This window comes from Roseovarius spongiae (genome assembly GCF_003651245.1).
Taxonomy (GTDB): domain Bacteria; phylum Pseudomonadota; class Alphaproteobacteria; order Rhodobacterales; family Rhodobacteraceae; genus Roseovarius; species Roseovarius spongiae.
Genome location: NZ_RAPE01000010.1, coordinates 32,088 through 48,508, shown reverse-complemented (window position 1 = coordinate 48,508; position 16,421 = coordinate 32,088). Strand labels below are relative to the sequence as shown.

Sequence of the window (16,421 nt, the reverse complement as noted above, 5' to 3'; positions counted from 1 at the left end):
GACCGACATGTTGGCCATCACCGCGATTGAGGGTCCGGAAAACCCTCACGTCCGCGCCAAAATAGGCATGCCATCGATAATGAACCCGATAGACCTGCCCGACATGGGCAGAATGAACGGGAACTGGGCATAGGACGAAAGAACTGGCTGTTTGCCGGATCGGACACGGGCGGCGAAACCCTGGCGCGGGCAATGACGCTCATCGAGAGCGCGAAGATGAATGACCAGGATCCACAGGCCTACCTTGCTGACGTCCTCGACCGGATCCACGATCACAAGGCCAACCGCCTCGACGAGTTGCTGCCTTGGAATTGGGTGCCAAAGTCCACCCCGCAGGCCGAGGCTGCCTGATGGCTGCAGTGACCCATGTCTATACTCTCGACTACGTCGCCAGGATGTTGGGTGAGACCCTGGACCTCCTGGAGGCCATTGTCTGGAATGACGACAACCTGACCTATGGCGCCATCGTCAGCGTCTACACTGGCCAAGACGAGACAATCACGGCGCTGACTGACGACGGGATCGAAGAGCTGACAGACATGCTCGCCGACGCAAGGCGCTCCTCGCAGGACTGGAATAGGTTCCTCGAAGACTTCGTCTCGGACCAAGACATCATTGCCCGCGTCAAGGAAAAAGACCTGCGGTTGTAACCGGGCGGTTACAAACCACCAAATCCGGAGGATGTTGCGGCGGACGTGAAACCAGCCGCGATGTTGATGCCCGACCGGAACATCAGACATCCGTTAAAGCGCCCGTTACAAAATCGGATGGTTGCTGTTGCGGCAACAACTGAGAGCCACGCGATAACCTCGGCCTCCGTCGGTATCGCCGCCAACCGCTCCGGCGTGAGCGGCAAGCGCGATGCCCCAAAAGGTCGCCGATGACTTTTTGCGGAACTGACGTGAGCAGAATCTCGACCGCACGCGCATGGCGGAAGATGTGCGGCCCGCATTTGCCTGGCGGCTTGATGCCGGCATCGCAGAGCCGCCGTCGAACCAGACTGTATAGTTTCTCGAGTTTGCGATAGGGTGCGCACGTGCGGATGAAGATTTCCCTGACATCGGTCGCTGGTCGTCCCGAACGCAAGTAAGCGAGAACGGCCTCGCCCGCTGGCGCCATCAGGGGCAGGAACGAGCAGGCTCCCGTTTTGCTGTGACGGACGCAGATGGTTTCGCTCCGCCAGTCGATGTCCTCGATCCGCAGATTGCGGATTTCTTCTGACCGCAGCCCATAGGTTGCAAGCAGTTGCAAGATCGCATGGTCCCGCAGCCCCGCCGGTGTCTTGTCCGCCCTCGCACGTTCCAGTACCGCGGCGATCTAGCCTCGTTCCAGGATCAAGGGCACCCCTTCATAGGCGTAGAGCAACGGCGCGATGATATGCGGCGACAGGTCGGTCGCAATGTTGCCCGCCCTATGGAGATGACGCAGCAGCGAGCGAAGCCCGCTCCGCGACAGATTTCAGCGAGCTGCGCGTCAGCTTCAACGCACGCAGGTCCATATAGCGGTCGATGTCGCCGACGCTGAGATCCATCAGGCACTCGGCACCGCATCGCTCAAAGTGCCAGACCAGGAAGTGTCGAGCCTCCCATAGAAGCGCATTGATGCTGGGCCGGGCATGTCCGCGCTCATCGAGAAGCCAGGCTTCGTACTCGTCGCAGATCGTAAATCGCAACGCGTCGGCCGCACAGGCCGCATTTGGAGCCGGCGGCCAGCGGCCCTGCACAGGCCGCAGCAGCGCGTGAATGCCCGCGCACGGAATCTGGTGCCAGCGCGGACCGGGAAGGCGGCCGTGACGACGCTGGAACAGCGCGACCGTTTCGCGCAGGTAATGCTCTACTTGGGCTTCGGTTGTATCCGCGACCGGGATGTTCCGCTGTGCAAGATGGTCAAGGAAGCCGCGCGCATAGGCGCAGTAATTCCTGACCACCACCGGGCTGTATTCTTGGCTGGTCAGTACGGTTTCGAGTTCAGTGATTACTTCGCGATCGGGTTTTGTCATTGCTGGCTACTCCGCTGGTCAAACGAACGCAGAGGTTCGTCCGAAAATAATGCGGAGCAAAGCCGTCGATTAGCGGCAGAAATGCGGGGATTTCATACGCCTGTCCCACGTTCCTTCGCATTATGGCCACCTGATGATTAGTGAAGTAATGACCACCTCTCCATTACTTAACGTAAGGCCGCACATATTCCGGCGACATCAACCGGGTCTCGTGTCCCAGCGCCGCCAGCGACCGGCCCATATGATGGGCGCCGCGGCATGCTTCCATCGCCATCGCACAGGACGGAAGCTTCGCCGCGAACGCCACCACCCCGTGCCGGTGCATCCGCCGCCGCACGATCACCGTTCCATTTGCATCGAGGCCGACGATGCTACAGCTGTTCTTGTCCAGATCGATGCCGAGAAATCATTATGCTCATGGTCCGTTCCTTCTATTTCCGAATACCGACAGCCTACACCGGCGTCGGCGGGAGGGGCGGGCCATCCATAAAGGGCGCGTGGCCGCCTGATCGGGCGCACCAAAGGCGGGATGAACTCGAAACTGCACGCGGTCAAAGACGCGGCAGGCCGCCCGCTTCGGATGTTTCTGACCGCGGGCCAGCGCAGTGACTACATCGGTGCGCGGGCGCTTCTGGATGCTCTGCCGTCCGCCAAACATCTGCTGGCAGATCGAGGCTATGATGCCGATTGGTATCGCGAAGCCTTTGAAGACAAGGGGATTACGCCCTGCATCCCGTCGCGCAAAGGCCGCAAGTTCGCGATCCCGCAAGATGAGGCACGCTATCGGAAGCGCCACAAGATCGAGAACAGCTTCGCTCGCCTCAAAGACTGGCGACGGATCGCCACTCGTTATGACAGGTGCCCGAAGATCTTCCTGTCCGCATGTGCCTTGGCTGCCGTGGTCATTTTCTGGTTATGAACCCTTACCCTAAACCACCTCTCACACAATCCGTGGAATACCACCAATGATGAAAAAATACTTTGCGATCGACATGCCGGCGGTGCGTTTTACATGGAATACGCTCGTCTTCAGCGTCCTCAGCCTGATACCAGCTGTCATGATCTACGTTGCGATGACCCCCGGTTTCGGCGGCATGTTGATTGGTGGCGGCCTCCCCCTCAGCAGGTTTTCAAGGCAGGTCGTGACCAACGGTCTGCCCGTCGTGTTTGTAGTCAATTATGTGAGCTTCTTCTTGTTCGCCTTGATCGTGGCAAAGCCCAGTCAGACCTACGGGATCAGGCTTGTCCTTCTGGTCGATCTACCCGTCCGCATCGTTGGAGTTATCGTGTTGCATGCGGTGATCTATGTCCTCTCGGCCGATCTGTTCGGATCCTTCGGGGGAAGCCGTGCAACCGCCCTCCGGGTCGTAGCGCCGACGCTGGTGCGCTCGATATTCTTCGAAAACATCTCCGGGGCCTATCTCTATGCGACGCTGATCAGCGCGTTGCCGCTCTATGTCATGGCCATCGAGTATTCCAGAACGCTCGGGGGGCTTGCCCACAGGCTTCCAGGACGATTAGGACTGGTGCTGGTCGCGGTAGCATTCTTCTCATTCTCGGTCCTGGCCCTGACCGCATTTGCGAAACTGCTGATCTGGTGGCAAACGTCCTGACGGGCGCAGACCGGCTCGCCCCTTCCGTCATGCGCCCCATTGGGTCGGTGGTCATGCTACCCGCCATCCGAGTGTTCTTCGTCAGACTGACAGGAACTCAATCATGCCGTAGAGTGTTTTCAGCGCTTCATGACGAGGGCCCTTGTCCTGCAGTCGACCAGGCCTCAATCGACATGCCGGGCAATAGGGCGCGTAGATCGTCGAGCGCCTGAGCCAGTGAATGATCGGAGATGGACGTCGCGCCCGGTACCGGCACCGACGCGTGCACCCTGCGGATCGTCGCCAGGATCATTGCTGCCGTCACGTCGGCCTGATCACCGCCGGTAAAGTAGCGCGATGCCGAAACCTCACCGTTTGCGTCATGCGCCTTGACCGCGATGCGGGTGCGTGCCTGTCCGATTTCGGGCGATCGCATCAGGAATCGCGTCAGCCCGCGCTTGCGCCGTGCCAACATCGGGCCAAGGCCGAAACGCAGGAGCAGGCCGACAAGGCGCCTCATGCAGGGAGGATCGAGCGCAAGGAAGCTACGGACGAGAGGCGGCGCGGCACCCCCAGGATATTCTGCGATGCCGTCCACGGGAAAGCCGACCGCGAGCGTTGGCCGCCCGCGCTCGTTCTGCCCGAAAGCGAAATGGTGCCTGATATCTTCGGGCCGCACTTTTCGGTTCTCGTTGCCGGAAAGTCGATACCCCGCACCAAGCGCATTGATGGATCATTCCGTAGCTGTACTGCCGTAGTGGCGGCCCATGCCCAGTTCCACGCCGATATCGACGAGTTCGGTTCCTTCAGCAGCCGCGGTATCGGCGGCCATCAACGTGCTGAGTCCCGGCGCGATGCCGACGCAGAGGACGCCCGTTCCCGGACCGCCGGCATCCGCCATCGCTTGGCGAAGCGCGCGCACATAGTCGGGTGTGACCGAGGTGTCCAGAAATATCCCGCCGGTTCGGACAACCTAGCTAGGCCGCAACCGCTGGTGGCTTCGCCTGGATCAGATTCACGACCGTCGCACCGGGTGGCAGCTTGTAGGTGGCATCTTCGGCCGCGATATCGAGCTGCAGCGCCTCTACCGTTTCATGGCTTGTTCCGGCGTTGCGCGACACCAGCAGGATGGGGCACGCCAAGTGATCGAGCAGCATTGGCACCAGCCGCTTGCCGATATCGCCATTGCCGCCGATCAGCACGACCGGGCCCGGGAACTGCATCGGATGTTCGCTGCGGGTTCCTGTCACTCGATCCCGTTGGCCCGTTGCAATTCGCGAATGTATGTCGCGATCAGGGCGACCGTGTCCTCGGTGATCCCTTCGACGGGAGGCATGTCGCCAAAATTCCAGTGATGCGACTGCACGCCGGTCGTCGCGGCCCGCAGGAAGGCGCCGTCCGGATGGTGACCCGGCTCGTAGATCGGATGGACAAGCGGCGGGCCCTTGCCGGTGCCGCCCGCGCCATTCTCGCCGTGGCAGGAGGCGCAGCTGTCCTCGAACGCGATCTGACCAAAATAGGCAGGGCCGCTCAGGGTTTCCGGCACAACGATAGAGTCGGGATTTGGTGCCGACGCGCCAGCAGCTGCACCATGCATCCGGGTGTTGACACGTGGCCGGTCACCGCCGGCATCCTCCGATTGAGCTGAAAGGATCGTTGCCAGTCCGGCAGCGAACAGGGGTGAAATCGCCATTATCTTTCGAAACATTTTTCGGGAGTTTCCTTTTCCTCATGGTGAGTAGTGTTTGCATTGGCCAGACCAGTCAATGCCAGTCTGCGTGTCTGACAGCGCCGCGACCGGCGCGCCCCACGGGTCGATTCCGTCGAGAGGGCGGATCGTCAGTTCCAGACGCCGGGCCGCGCTGCAGCCCTGCGCAGCGGTCTCAGTCGGGGCGGTTCCATTGATCGTGGTGGCGGTCACGCGATCACGTTCGGTCCTCTCGACCGGAACAAGCTCCCCCGAAATCATGCGCTCATCCACCGACGGCCGTCCATAAACCACGATGTCGTCCATCGGCGCTTTGTCACCTCGATACCGAAGGGCAGCGGCCGCATCGTCAAAACCAATTTATACATCTGTCGTTTAGTCTCGGAACAAAATCCATATCATCACAGCGTCTCGAAGCTGATCCCAACGCGGAACAAACGCAGGAACATCCTGCTTATACAGCGCATATTGTTTGCCGAACAATCGTTCCAGAGTCTCCTCCTCCCTTTTCGCCAATGCTATGTAAAAGAACATGATGAACGGGAGCAAAGAAACAGATAGTAGTGTTGGCCAATGCACCACTCCCTCTCCAAATAGGACGATAAACAGACCCAAATATTGAGGGTGCCGGACAAATTTATAAAGGCGACCCGTCGCAAGGGTACCTTTCTTTCGATTCCTGTAGAGTTCGCGCCAACCTCCCACTATGAGGCAAATGCCGACCAGCGCGAGCGCATAGCCTAATAGCATTGCAAGAACCATGGCCTCGTCGAAGCCCAGAAGGCTTGACCACAAGTTGGTCGTGAGATCGCCCCTGTCCATTCCGAAAAATCGAACAGCAAGGTATACTGTAAGAGGGAAGCCGTACATTTCGGCGTAAAGTGAAATGATAAACGCTTGCACGATCCCGGCACTGGCCCACTCCCGCCAGTTGCTTGGCGCAAAATATCGATAGATGACCCAAGAGGCAATTATGATGGCAAGAACGGTGAGTTCCCAAGCCCCGACTTGCCCGACGTATTGTCTCATTACCGAACCCCATGAACCTCGGTTTTCCGCCGCCTTCGCATCGACTTGGCACCGCGGACGATCGAGCCCATGGATGGGCCCAATCGATTCATGAGTGACTTTGCGGCCATGCTATTCTCCGATCACCAGTTGCAGATCACTGCCGAGGTCAGGCGGCTTTTTTCGATCCCTGCCCGGTCTCGCCGCCGGATCCGTTCACCGCTCGAAGGATCAGCGCCAACCCGACCAGGATCATCGGCGCAGAAAGGACCTGTCCCATCGTGAGCCCCCAATCGCCAAAGTGCAGGGCATGGCCGATCGGATTATCCGACGTCACGAACTGCATGTCAGGCTGCCGGAACAACTCGACAAAGCTTCTGGCGAGACCGTAGCCGGTCAAAAAAACGCCTGTCAGTGCGCCGGGCATCCTGAGCCAGCCCCGGCGCCAGGCGAGGTAAAGAAGGATGGCCGCGAGCAGAAGGCCTTCGAGCAGGCCCTCATAGAGCTGCGAGGGATGGCGGGCACAAAGGGTGGCTATCCCCGGACAGGTCTGGGCCGCGTCGCCCGGAAAGATCACCGCCCATGGCACGTCCGTTGCGCGGCCCCAGAGTTCGTTGTTGATGAAATTCGCAAGCCGCCCCAGAAACAGCCCCGGAGGTGTTGCCATGGCCAGCAGATCGGCCGTGCTCATCATGGATGCGTTCTGGCGAAGACAGTATGCCAAGCCGGCGATGGCGACCCCGAGGAAACCGCCGTGAAACGACATTCCACCCTGCCATATCATGAGTATTTCCAGCGGGTTGGTCAGGTAATATTTCGGCTGGTAGAACAGCACGAAACCCAGTCGGCCCCCGGCGATCACGCCGATGATGATCCAGGTCAGAAGATCCTCGATCTGACGACGATCAAGCGGTGGTCCCGAAGAAGGCCAGAGCGCGGGGCGGGCAACGGCAGCAACACAGATGCGCCAACCAATCAGGATGCCGACGATATAGGCGAGCGCGTACCAGCGCAGCGCCAGGGTAAAACCGCCGATCTCGATCGAGAAAAGATCGGGACCGATGTCGGGAAATGGAATTGCAGCGGTCAGCATGCCTGAAGTTCCTGAACTTGTAATTGGTATTGATGGTGCAGGGCGGATTGAACGACGGTCGGTTCGACCAGAGGCCAGTCGCCGGTTGGAAGCGACCATTTCGCCGGCAGCATGCTGAGGCTCCGCCAACTGGTTCGCCATCGGAGCCGATGGGATGCTTTCCGAGCGAACGGCAATGGAGGTTTTCCGTGATCAGCCATCGGTCACCCGGTTCTTTTTCCAGTCCTTCACGGCAACGATCAGAAGCGGCGTCAGCGTCAATGCGCCCAGCCCGATCGCGGCCCAGATCGCACGGGAGGAGTCGCCACTGACGGCTTCGTTACCGAAATGCGCGAGCACGAAACTGGCCGGGATGATCCCCGCAAGCGTCGCGAGCGCGAAACGCCAGACCTGAAGGCGGCTCAACCCGGCAGCGTAGCTGACGATGTCGAATGAAATGAAGGGCATCAAACGGCTGGCGAAAACGGTGAAGGTCAACGCGTTCTGAGAGCCGAGCCAGCCCGTATCCAACTTGTCGCCCAGCCATCGGACGAGCACGTCGCGACCGAGGAACCTCGCCAATCCGAATGCGACAAGTGCGCCGAGCTCGGCCCCGGCAACGATGTAAACGGTTCCCAGAGTATGCCCATAGGCAGCCCCAGCTGCCAATGCGATCGGTGCGCTTGGAATTGGCGTCGCGACGATCGCGATCGTCATGAGCGAAATGATGAGGACCGGCCCCCATATCCCGGCAGCCGCGACCCAGCCGGAGATTCTCTCGCCATCGAAGCTTTCGATGGTGTTGGCGAGCGGACCCAGAGCCAGCGCGATGATGCCGACAACCAGCAGCGCGCCGACGATCAATCGTACGGCTCGCCCGAAAACGAGTGGGCTCATGTCAGCATCACGGGACATAGAGCGCAAATAGGGATGACGACGCTGAACAGTCCGGCAGAGCGACAAGTCTCTGTTTCCTGGATCCTGTCGGTCCCCATACTGCCTTGTCCCCCAACCAGTGCCGTCAGTGGCCGTTTCCCCAACGCATGCGCCTTCCGGTAAGGGGAAGGTCAAGAGGAGGCAATCAGGCCGCGTCGACGGCCTGGCGCAGCATGTCACGAACTTTGCCCGCGACTTTATGGAGCTGGTCGTTTTCGATGGCCTGCATTGACGCCACTGGGTCGATGGCGCTGATCTCGGTGCCGCCGTCCGTTTCGCGCAGGATAACGTTGCACGGCAGCATCGCGCCCACGCGCGGCTCGATCCCGATCGCCTTGTAGGCCATCTGCGGATTGCAGGCGCCAAGGATGCGATAGCCGTCCATGTCGACGTCGATCTTTTCCTTCATCGTCGTCTTGACGTCGATTTCGGTCAGAACACCGAAACCCCGATCAGCCAGGGCGGCGCGGACGCGCATTTCTGCGTCGTCGAGACTGACGCCCGTGAGTGAGCGGTCGTAGGTATAAGTCATTTCTATCTCCTCAAGTTACTCGAGCGGCTGCTTGATCGGTTTGAGCCGTCCCCGCAGGATCATCGTTGTCGCGAGAACCAGCCCAACGATCATCATTTCGAAGCTCATCAGATTTTACCTCCGTTAAAGCCGAGCGAAGCCAGCACCGATCCGCAAACCGTGCCTCGGCGCCGGATATGGGCGCCGGCCCACAGGCCGACGCCCGAAAAGTGCTTAGTCGTCGTTCATCATCTCGCTGTCGCCCATGCCAGCACCGTCCCCGGGCTGCATCTGCCTCATTCCGTCGCGCATCTTCTGCATGCGCTCCATCTTGTCCGCCGGGGCGGTCATTTCTTCGGCCGTGATGGAGCCGTCGCCATCGGCATCCAGATGCTGGAATCGATCCACCATTATTTCGCGGACCATCGCACTGTGCAGCGCCTCGAATTCCTCGATGGACAGGGCGCCGTCGCCGTCGCTATCGTACTCGGTCAGCTTCGCCTGCAGCCCGGTGCGCAGTTCCTCGGGCGTCATCGTGCCGTCACCGTCGGCGTCGAACATCTGCATCATGGCGCCACCCATCATACCATGGCCTTTGTCCCCCATCATACCGCCATGCATTCGGTGCATCTTCTTCATCATTTGCATCATGCCGGACATATCGCCCTTCATGCCGGGCCCGCTGCCCTGCATCATCATGTCACCACCTGCGGGTTTGGATTTGACGCTGTGGCCGTGATCGCTCTGGGCGTAGGCGGCGCCGGTCGTAATTGCGGCGATCATCGTGAGGGCGAGAATGGAACGTTGTGACATGGTGATCTCCTTTCCAGTGTTTGCACTCTGCAAGCTAGTGGTTCGAAACCGCTGTTGCATCTGGAGGTAGTAAAATTTTCAGTAACGGTTTGTATCAACGATGATACGGGGGCTAGTCCTTGTATTCTGCGGTCCTCTGTCCACGAGTTTCGCGGGCAGCGGAGCAATGCACGCCGCCGCCCGCATCTGTTACTTGTGTGAGGGTCCATCAAGCTGGTCGAGTTGCAGCCAACCTGTGTCAGCGATCATTGCCAGCCGCGGGCGGAAGCGGGCCACTGGATGAGACGTTGCCGCCCGTCATCATGTTGCTGGCGTGCATGTTCTGGCGGTGCATTGCGGCTTCGCTACGGGTGATCGTTCCATCACCGTCGCTGTCAAGATGTTCGAACGCATCTGCCCTCATCATTGTGGAATGATCGGTCGCATTGCGGTCCGGTAGCTCGTGATGGCCTGATCCGTAGCCCGAATTCGCGTGAGCGACGCCACCTGCGGAAATGGCCCCGATAAGTGTGAAGATTTTGATGAGATTACCTGTCATAGCATTTGCTCCTTCTGCTCTGATTTACAGCAAACTCAATATGCCTACGCGACCCGGCATCGCAATTCCCCGAAGCGGCCGGATTGTATCCGTCTGTCGCACAACGACCCTGTGATACTTATAGTTACAATTATCCTGCAATTTCAGGATACAACTTGACACAAACATCCCTATTGTGACCGCATGAACGAGATGCCTCATATCCTTGTCGTCGATGACAGCCTCGAGATTCGCAACGCCGTGGCGCGCTATCTGGAAAAGAACGGGATGCGGGTCAGCAAAGCCGACGGTGCATCTGAAATGGACAGCCAACTGGCAAAGGGGCGGTTTGATCTGATCGTGCTCGATGTCATGATGCCGGGCGAGGACGGTTTGTCGGTGTGCCGACGGATGACGTCGGAAGGATCCGTTCCGATCCTCATGCTGACCGCATTGGGCGAGGAGATGGACCGTATCGTCGGCCTCGAGGTCGGAGCAGATGACTATCTGGCCAAACCGTTCAATCCGCGCGAGTTGCTGGCACGGGTGAAGGCCATCTTGCGGCGCGCATCACGCACCGAGCTTCATGGCGGCAAGCTGACCGGCCGCCGTGTCAGGTTCGGCCATCAGACGCTCGATACCGACAGACGCGCCCTGGTGGACGATGACGGTCACGAGGAGACGCTGACCACGTCGGAATTCAAGCTTCTGACCGTGCTGCTGGAAAGACCCCGGTTGGTTCTCAGTCGCGATCAACTTCTGGATTTGACAGCCGGCAAAGCACAACGTCTTTTTGACAGGACAATCGACAATCAGATCAGCCGGCTGCGACGGAAGGTTGAAATCGACCCGATGCGTCCAAAACTCGTCACCACCGTACGCGGCGGCGGCTATTGCCTGTCTACAGACATTCAGGAACTGGAGTGAAGCTGCGCTTCTTCGATAGTCTGCGGGGCCAATTGGTCCTGTTGATACTTGGCGCCCTGATCGTAGCGCAAGCGATCAGCCTGTGGCTCTTCGTCGATGAACGCGGTCTTGCCGTCCGCGCCGCGCTCGGCTCCGAGGCGGCTGGACGCGCGGCCAATGTCGCGCGTCTGATCGAGGAGGCGCCGCCGGAACTGCAAGACTCGATCTTGCGGGCAGCGGATTCGCCGCTGGTGCGGTTCGACATAACCGCGCAGCCGACCGTGGATCATGTCAATCACAAGGATGGTGGCAGCGTCGAGGGGCGGATGCGCGCGCTACTGGGGCCCGATGACGATCGAGAGATAAGGATTGAACTGCATGAGGCGGAAGGTGACCTCATGCCGATGGCTCATATGCCCGCCAGCGATGGAACCATGCATCTCAGGATGATGCAGGGCGCGCTGTCGACCATCGAGATGACACTTTCGGTGGCTCTGCAGGATGGTCGGTGGCTTAATGTCGATACCCGGTTCCACCGGCCGCCGCTGCAATGGCCGGTCATCTCGACCCTCAGCTTTGGGATCACCGCAGCGATAATTCTCATGGTCGTCTTCTGGTTCCTGTTGAACCGTTTGACTGGACCATTGAGGAAGGTTGCCACTGCAACCGAGAAATTCGGGCGCGGTGAGGCTGGAAAGCCCCTTCCCCTGATCGGTCCACGCGAGGTGCGCGATCTTACTTGGACGTTCAACGCCATGCAGAACCGGCTGACGCGCCACATGGCGGACCGCACGCGAGTTCTCGCCGCCCTCGGGCATGACTTGCGCTCCCCGTTGACGGCACTCCGCGTGCACGCGGAGTTGGTTGATGAAGACGAAATTCGCGAGAGCCTGATCTCCTCGATTGAGGAGATGCAAGAGATGGTCGAAACCACGCTGGCCTATGCGCGTGGCATGGCCACCTCTGAAGAGCCCCAGATCGTGAATATTCGCGAATTCCTGGAGAAGCTGCAAAACGACATGCTGGGCGCATTCGAAATCGAGACGTCAGAGCGGGTCACGCTGCGTTTGCGGCCGAACGCGATACGCCGCGCCTTGCGTAACCTGATCGAGAACGCCCTGCGCTATGGCGGCGATGCGACGGTTTCCGTGGAACACCAGAAAACCGATCTTCTGATCCGGATCGCGGATGACGGGCCGGGGATCCCCGAGGCCGATCTCGAGCGCGTGTTCGAGCCCTTTTTTCGTCTGGAAGAATCGAGGTCGCGCAACACCGGCGGCACAGGGCTGGGCCTGTCGATTGCACGAATGATCGTCCGGGCGCACGGTGGCGATGTCGTGTTGGAAAATCGTGAAGGGCAAGGGTTGCTGGCGACGGTGGTACTGCCCTTGGGCTGCGACGCGGACGCTGATCGCGGGTAACTTGAGAACGGCACCCCGCCGAAGGTCTTCGTCCGCGGGATGCCATCTTTACTGACGTGTCTCAGAACATTATGCGCGTTCCGACAACGACCGAGAACGCATCCTTGTCCTCACCCGCCGTGCGTAGCATGTTCGAGGTTTTGCCGAAGGAGCGTTCATAGTTGACGCCGACATAAGGCGATACCGCGCGATCGATCAAATCGTAGCTGACGCGCGCCCCGATTTCGAAAGTCGGACCCCAGGCGCCTTGATCACGTGCCGCGTCGTCCTTCAACGGCAGGGTCATCTCGATGCTCGGTGTCAGGATCAGCCGATTTGTCAGCAATGCCTCGTATTCCGCTTCAAACGAGAAGTACGGGTGATCCGAAACATAGAGATCGGCGTCGATCTCGAACCATTGCGGTGCCAAACCCTTGACCCCAACGACGGCGTTGTAACGATCAGGAACGCCGTTGGGCATACTGGCCTGAATGCCGACCACGGCATCGAAGAAGGTCGAGATCGGCATTTGCAAGCGCAACTGGTTTTCCAGTTCCTCGAAATCGCCCGAGCTTTCGCCGACCTCGCCCTCGCTTCGCCAGACGAAGCGCAGCTCGTCGGAACCGGCGAGCGCGTCGAAATCCCACACGAGAGCATCTTCACCCTCAAGGAAACGGTATTCCAGTTGCTCGGCCTGAAAGCCCCAGATGACCGGCTCGGCCGCCGCCGGCGTCCAGATCATGGAGGCCAGGGCCGCACCGAAAGCGGACAGATAGGTTATTTTCATAAGTTCAATCCTTGTTCTGATGACGCCGCTCATGCCGGTCCACCTTCGACGATCACCTTGCGGAACATGCCCGCCTCGGCGTGGTAGGACAGGTGGCAGTGGAAGGCCCATTGGCCCGTCGCATCGACCTCGGTTTCCGTGTAGACGGTGGTGCCCGGCGCGATGCTGACCGTGTGCTTGATCGGATCCCACTTGCCCTTGCCGGTGTCGAGGATCGACCACATGCCGTGCAGGTGCATCGGGTGCGACATCATCGTTTCATTAACGAATTTGAAGCGGACACGCTCGCCGTATTTCAGGCGGATCGGATCGGCATCTTCCATCTTCACGCCGTTGATGGACCAGATGTAGCGCTCCATGTTGCCGGTCAAACGCACCTCGATCGTGCGGGTCGCCGGGCGATCGCGGTAAAGCGGCCGGGCTGCCTTCAGATCGTTGTAGGACAGAAACTTGCCGCCATTGGCCGCGCTGGGGATCAATCCGCTGCCCGGCGCGTAGAATTCGCCAATCTTGCTGTCGCGGGCGCTGTGGTTCATGCCCGCCATGCCGCCGGACATGTCCATTTTGCTATGATCCATCTCCTGCTTGCCGCCGGACATGTCCATCTTGCTATGGTCCATGCCCTTCATGTCGCTGGACATGTCCATCTGGCTGTGGTCCATATCCTCCATGTCGCCGGACATATCCATCTGGCTGTGGTCCATGCCCTCAGGCATGCTGGTACCTTGCGACGACATCGTCATGGCGCTGTGATCCATGCCGCTCATGTCCATACCGTCCATCATGCCGCCCATGTCGGCCATCGTCAGAAGCGGTTTCGGACGCATCCGCGGAACCAGTCCCGCCCAGCCTTGCTGCGGTGATAGAGAGCCGCGCACCATTGCCGTGCGGCCCATGGATTCGGCGATGATGGCATATGCCTTGGCTTCGCGCGGTTGCACGATCACGTCATAGGTTTCCGCCACCGAAATACGCAACTCATCCACGGTAACCGGCTGGACGTCATTGCCGTCGGCCTGGATGACGGTCATCTTCAGGCCCGGAATCCGCACGTCGAAATACGCCATCGCCGCCGAATTGATCAACCGCAGCCGAACTTTCTCGCCCGGCTTGAAGAGACCCGTCCAGTTCTGCCGCGTGCTCTTGCCGTTCATGAGCGGGACGAAGCCCTGTACGTCCTCGATATCGGTCGGCATCATCCGCATGCGGCCCCACATTGCCCGGTTCTGGAGGGCCTGCTTGAAACCATCTGCACGGGAATCCCGGACCAGATCTTCCAACGTCCGTTGCGAGCGGTTGTAATAATCCGCCGACATTTTCAGATTGCGGAATATGCGATTGCCGCTGTGCGGGTGCTTGTCGGTCAGTTGCACCACGTAGTCGCGGTCCGCGCGAACCTTCTCACCGCCCTTCGGTTCGATCACGATCGCCCCATATGCGCCGTCCGGCTCCTGGAAACCGGAATGGCTGTGGAACCAGTAGGTCCCGGCCTGTTTGATCGGAAAGCGGTAGGTAAAGGTCTGGCCCGGTGCGATCCCGTTGAAGCTGATGCCGGGAACCCCGTCCTGACGGAACGGCAGGATCAGGCCGTGCCAATGGATCGAGGTGCTTTCGCGGAGGTTGTTGGTGACGTTGATCGTCACCTGCTCACCTTCCTTGACGCGTAGCACGGTCGGAGTCTGACTCTTGTTGTAGGCGACGCCAGTCTTTTTGAATTCGCCGGTATCGAAGCGGATCTTGTCCACGGTGATGTTGTAGGTGCCCGCCACGGCGCTGGCTGCGCTGGCGGCACCCAGAACGGTCGCAAAAAGCGCCGCCCGGATGAGGGGGATGGATTTCATCTCCATTCCTTTCAGTATGGGTGAATGACAGGACGCATCCCGATGCGTCGTCAGGGGAGGGTTGAGAAATCGGGTAAACTTGGGCCTGCCGCGCGTGAACGACATCGATCACAGGCGTTTCCTGTCCGGCCGTATCGACCGGTATCGCATTGTCTCAAGGCGATGAACGCTAGGCTCGGGGTGGTGGCGTTTCGCTGGTTTGGCGCGCCTGGTAAGACCCAACAGGCTCCTCGGAGAAGGCGAGGGAGGTCAGCGTCCAGTGTCGCTCGGACTGCTCGTAAGTTGCCCCGATCAGCGGAAAACAGTGCGCTGCCATTGCACCGCAACCGCTACTCTCATCGTACCTCGAAGCGGCGAATTCGCACCCAGGTCTCGTTTCGACATCATCAAGAGCCGGATCGGAATGATGAAGCGCTCCGGCTTCCTCGAGATGAGACCCGGCAAAAGACATGTGTGGAAGTGCCGTAACCGAAAGAAAGGCCAGCACTGTCAGATATATCCAGAATGTCCGAAGGTGATGTTTCATACCGATCCATTCGACACCGACTTACCGACTGTGAGACATCTCCTCCATCAAGGCCCAAAATGCAAGGTTACATTCCGATACAATAAACACGCGCTCGTGCTCTGCCGTATTCTTGACCCTCCAGCACTGGAATGTCTTTCTCCTGCGCCACCAGATGCGCTCGTCAGCGCAGGTGACCGTCCAATTCGGACATTCCAATCGAACCAAAGGTGAAATTATGAAAAGCACTACGATCGTCAGCGCAACAATCCTCGCGATGTCTCTTTCAAGCCAGGCAATGGCAGACGCGGGACACGGAAAGGGTGCCGCCATCGGCGAGCCGGGAGAGGCCGAAAATGTCGACCGCGTGATCGAGGTCAGCATGGACGAGATGAAGTACGAGCCCAGCCGGATTTCGGTCAAGGAGGGCGAGACCATCAAGTTCGTGGTCAGCAACGACGGCAACCTGGTGCACGAATTCAACCTCGGCAATGACGAGATATGGGATGGGCACAAGGGCGAAATGCGAGAAATGCTTCAGAAGGGCATGATGACCATGAAGAAGCTCAACCATGAGAAGATGATGGAAGCCGGGATGATGCATGATGACGCCAACAGTGTCCTGCTGGAGCCGGGCGAGACGGGCGAGGTCGTCTGGACATTCTCTGAAGCGACGGACATGGGGTTCGCGTGCAATGCTCCTGGGCACCGCGAGGCCGGAATGGTCGGTGACGTCAATTTCGAAGAGCTTTGACGTCGATCGACGAATGACGGAGATGAGGGGGCTCGATGTTCCCCTCATTTCAAACCGCGGACGGTTCGGGCC

Annotated in this window: 19 protein-coding genes and 4 pseudogenes; 7 read left to right on the top strand and 16 right to left on the bottom strand. The window is 59.4% G+C overall.

What is annotated here, in order from left to right:
* Nucleotides 1–117 precede the first annotated feature (117 nt).
* Nucleotides 118–351, top strand: a pseudogene (locus D6850_RS18985) (transposase domain-containing protein); the annotation flags it as partial.
* On the top strand, nt 351–650 hold the full coding sequence (locus D6850_RS18980) for a hypothetical protein (RefSeq protein WP_121169182.1): 300 nt from the start codon (nt 351–353) through the stop codon (nt 648–650). The pseudogene D6850_RS18985 and the gene D6850_RS18980, both read left to right, overlap by 1 nt.
* A gap of 82 nt (nt 651–732) precedes the next feature.
* Here D6850_RS18980 and D6850_RS18975 read toward each other — a convergent pair whose 3' ends face one another.
* From D6850_RS18975 to D6850_RS18965, 3 genes and pseudogenes are all read right to left on the bottom strand, one after another.
* Complete coding sequence (locus D6850_RS18975) at nt 733–1,305, bottom strand: tyrosine-type recombinase/integrase (RefSeq protein ID WP_281272603.1); 573 nt, start codon at nt 1,303–1,305, stop codon at nt 733–735.
* Nucleotides 1,306–1,411: 106 nt separating this feature from the next.
* Entirely contained in the window at nt 1,412–1,999 is a 588-nt protein-coding gene (locus D6850_RS18970; RefSeq protein ID WP_206019329.1) for an integrase, read from the bottom strand.
* 166 nt (nt 2,000–2,165) lie between these two features.
* Nucleotides 2,166–2,396 (bottom strand): annotated as a pseudogene (locus D6850_RS18965) (IS110-like element ISMmg1 family transposase); the annotation flags it as partial.
* Between the two features lie 99 nt (nt 2,397–2,495).
* On the opposite strand from D6850_RS18965, the pseudogene D6850_RS18960 reads away from it, so the two are divergent.
* Together D6850_RS18960 and D6850_RS18955 are read left to right on the top strand one after the other, a co-directional pair.
* Nucleotides 2,496–2,918: pseudogene (locus D6850_RS18960) on the top strand (IS5 family transposase); the annotation flags it as partial.
* 46 nt (nt 2,919–2,964) lie between these two features.
* The gene (locus D6850_RS18955; RefSeq protein ID WP_245964273.1) at nt 2,965–3,612 is read left to right on the top strand and encodes a hypothetical protein; all 648 of its coding nucleotides are present in this window, start codon (nt 2,965–2,967) and stop codon (nt 3,610–3,612) included.
* 127 nt (nt 3,613–3,739) lie between these two features.
* Here the strand turns inward: D6850_RS18955 and D6850_RS18950 are convergent, their stop codons facing one another.
* The 11 genes and pseudogenes from D6850_RS18950 to D6850_RS19365 form a co-directional block, all read right to left on the bottom strand.
* Nucleotides 3,740–4,111: a hypothetical protein gene (locus D6850_RS18950; RefSeq protein ID WP_147438943.1), complete on the bottom strand. Its 372-nt coding sequence runs from the start codon at nt 4,109–4,111 to the stop codon at nt 3,740–3,742.
* A gap of 213 nt (nt 4,112–4,324) precedes the next feature.
* Nucleotides 4,325–4,492, bottom strand: a complete 168-nt coding sequence (locus D6850_RS19600) for a hypothetical protein (protein ID WP_166434134.1) — start codon at nt 4,490–4,492, stop codon at nt 4,325–4,327.
* A 76-nt stretch (nt 4,493–4,568) separates the two neighbouring features.
* Nucleotides 4,569–4,841: a Rossmann-fold NAD(P)-binding domain-containing protein gene (locus D6850_RS18940; protein WP_147438942.1), complete on the bottom strand. Its 273-nt coding sequence runs from the start codon at nt 4,839–4,841 to the stop codon at nt 4,569–4,571.
* Complete coding sequence (locus tag D6850_RS18935) at nt 4,838–5,284, bottom strand: c-type cytochrome (protein ID WP_121169178.1); 447 nt, start codon at nt 5,282–5,284, stop codon at nt 4,838–4,840. The genes D6850_RS18940 and D6850_RS18935 overlap by 4 nt, the downstream gene beginning before the upstream one ends.
* 197 nt (nt 5,285–5,481) lie before the next feature.
* Nucleotides 5,482–5,632, bottom strand: a pseudogene (locus tag D6850_RS19965) (P-type ATPase actuator domain-containing protein); the annotation flags it as partial.
* A 42-nt stretch (nt 5,633–5,674) separates the two neighbouring features.
* The gene (locus D6850_RS18925; RefSeq protein WP_121169176.1) at nt 5,675–6,328 is read right to left on the bottom strand and encodes a methyltransferase family protein; all 654 of its coding nucleotides are present in this window, start codon (nt 6,326–6,328) and stop codon (nt 5,675–5,677) included.
* Nucleotides 6,329–6,476: 148 nt separating this feature from the next.
* Nucleotides 6,477–7,400: a prolipoprotein diacylglyceryl transferase gene (gene lgt / locus D6850_RS18920; protein WP_121169175.1), complete on the bottom strand. Its 924-nt coding sequence runs from the start codon at nt 7,398–7,400 to the stop codon at nt 6,477–6,479.
* Nucleotides 7,401–7,592: 192 nt separating this feature from the next.
* The gene (locus D6850_RS18915; protein ID WP_121169174.1) at nt 7,593–8,276 is read right to left on the bottom strand and encodes a TVP38/TMEM64 family protein; all 684 of its coding nucleotides are present in this window, start codon (nt 8,274–8,276) and stop codon (nt 7,593–7,595) included.
* Between the two features lie 184 nt (nt 8,277–8,460).
* On the bottom strand, nt 8,461–8,847 hold the full coding sequence (locus D6850_RS18910; protein ID WP_121169173.1) for a DUF302 domain-containing protein: 387 nt from the start codon (nt 8,845–8,847) through the stop codon (nt 8,461–8,463).
* Nucleotides 8,848–9,060: 213 nt separating this feature from the next.
* Nucleotides 9,061–9,639: an EF-hand domain-containing protein gene (locus D6850_RS18905; RefSeq protein ID WP_245964272.1), complete on the bottom strand. Its 579-nt coding sequence runs from the start codon at nt 9,637–9,639 to the stop codon at nt 9,061–9,063.
* Nucleotides 9,640–9,877: 238 nt separating this feature from the next.
* Complete coding sequence (locus tag D6850_RS19365; protein WP_147438941.1) at nt 9,878–10,177, bottom strand: EF-hand domain-containing protein; 300 nt, start codon at nt 10,175–10,177, stop codon at nt 9,878–9,880.
* Nucleotides 10,178–10,360: 183 nt separating this feature from the next.
* Here D6850_RS19365 and D6850_RS18900 point away from each other — a divergent pair, with 183 nt between their 5' ends.
* Nucleotides 10,361–11,083: a response regulator gene (locus D6850_RS18900; RefSeq protein ID WP_121169172.1), complete on the top strand. Its 723-nt coding sequence runs from the start codon at nt 10,361–10,363 to the stop codon at nt 11,081–11,083.
* On the top strand, nt 11,080–12,483 hold the full coding sequence (locus tag D6850_RS18895; protein ID WP_121169171.1) for an ATP-binding protein: 1,404 nt from the start codon (nt 11,080–11,082) through the stop codon (nt 12,481–12,483). The genes D6850_RS18900 and D6850_RS18895 overlap by 4 nt, the downstream gene beginning before the upstream one ends.
* Before the next feature lie 61 nt (nt 12,484–12,544).
* Here D6850_RS18895 and D6850_RS18890 read toward each other — a convergent pair whose 3' ends face one another.
* Entirely contained in the window at nt 12,545–13,282 is a 738-nt protein-coding gene (locus tag D6850_RS18890; RefSeq protein ID WP_245964271.1) for a copper resistance protein B, read from the bottom strand.
* Nucleotides 13,279–15,090: a copper resistance system multicopper oxidase gene (locus D6850_RS18885; RefSeq protein WP_121169189.1), complete on the bottom strand. Its 1,812-nt coding sequence runs from the start codon at nt 15,088–15,090 to the stop codon at nt 13,279–13,281. The genes D6850_RS18890 and D6850_RS18885 overlap by 4 nt, the downstream gene beginning before the upstream one ends.
* Nucleotides 15,091–15,728: 638 nt before the next feature.
* On the opposite strand from D6850_RS18885, the gene D6850_RS18880 reads away from it, so the two are divergent.
* Nucleotides 15,729–16,349, top strand: a complete 621-nt coding sequence (locus tag D6850_RS18880) for a cupredoxin domain-containing protein (protein WP_245964270.1) — start codon at nt 15,729–15,731, stop codon at nt 16,347–16,349.
* The last annotated feature ends 72 nt before the right edge of the window (nt 16,350–16,421 follow it).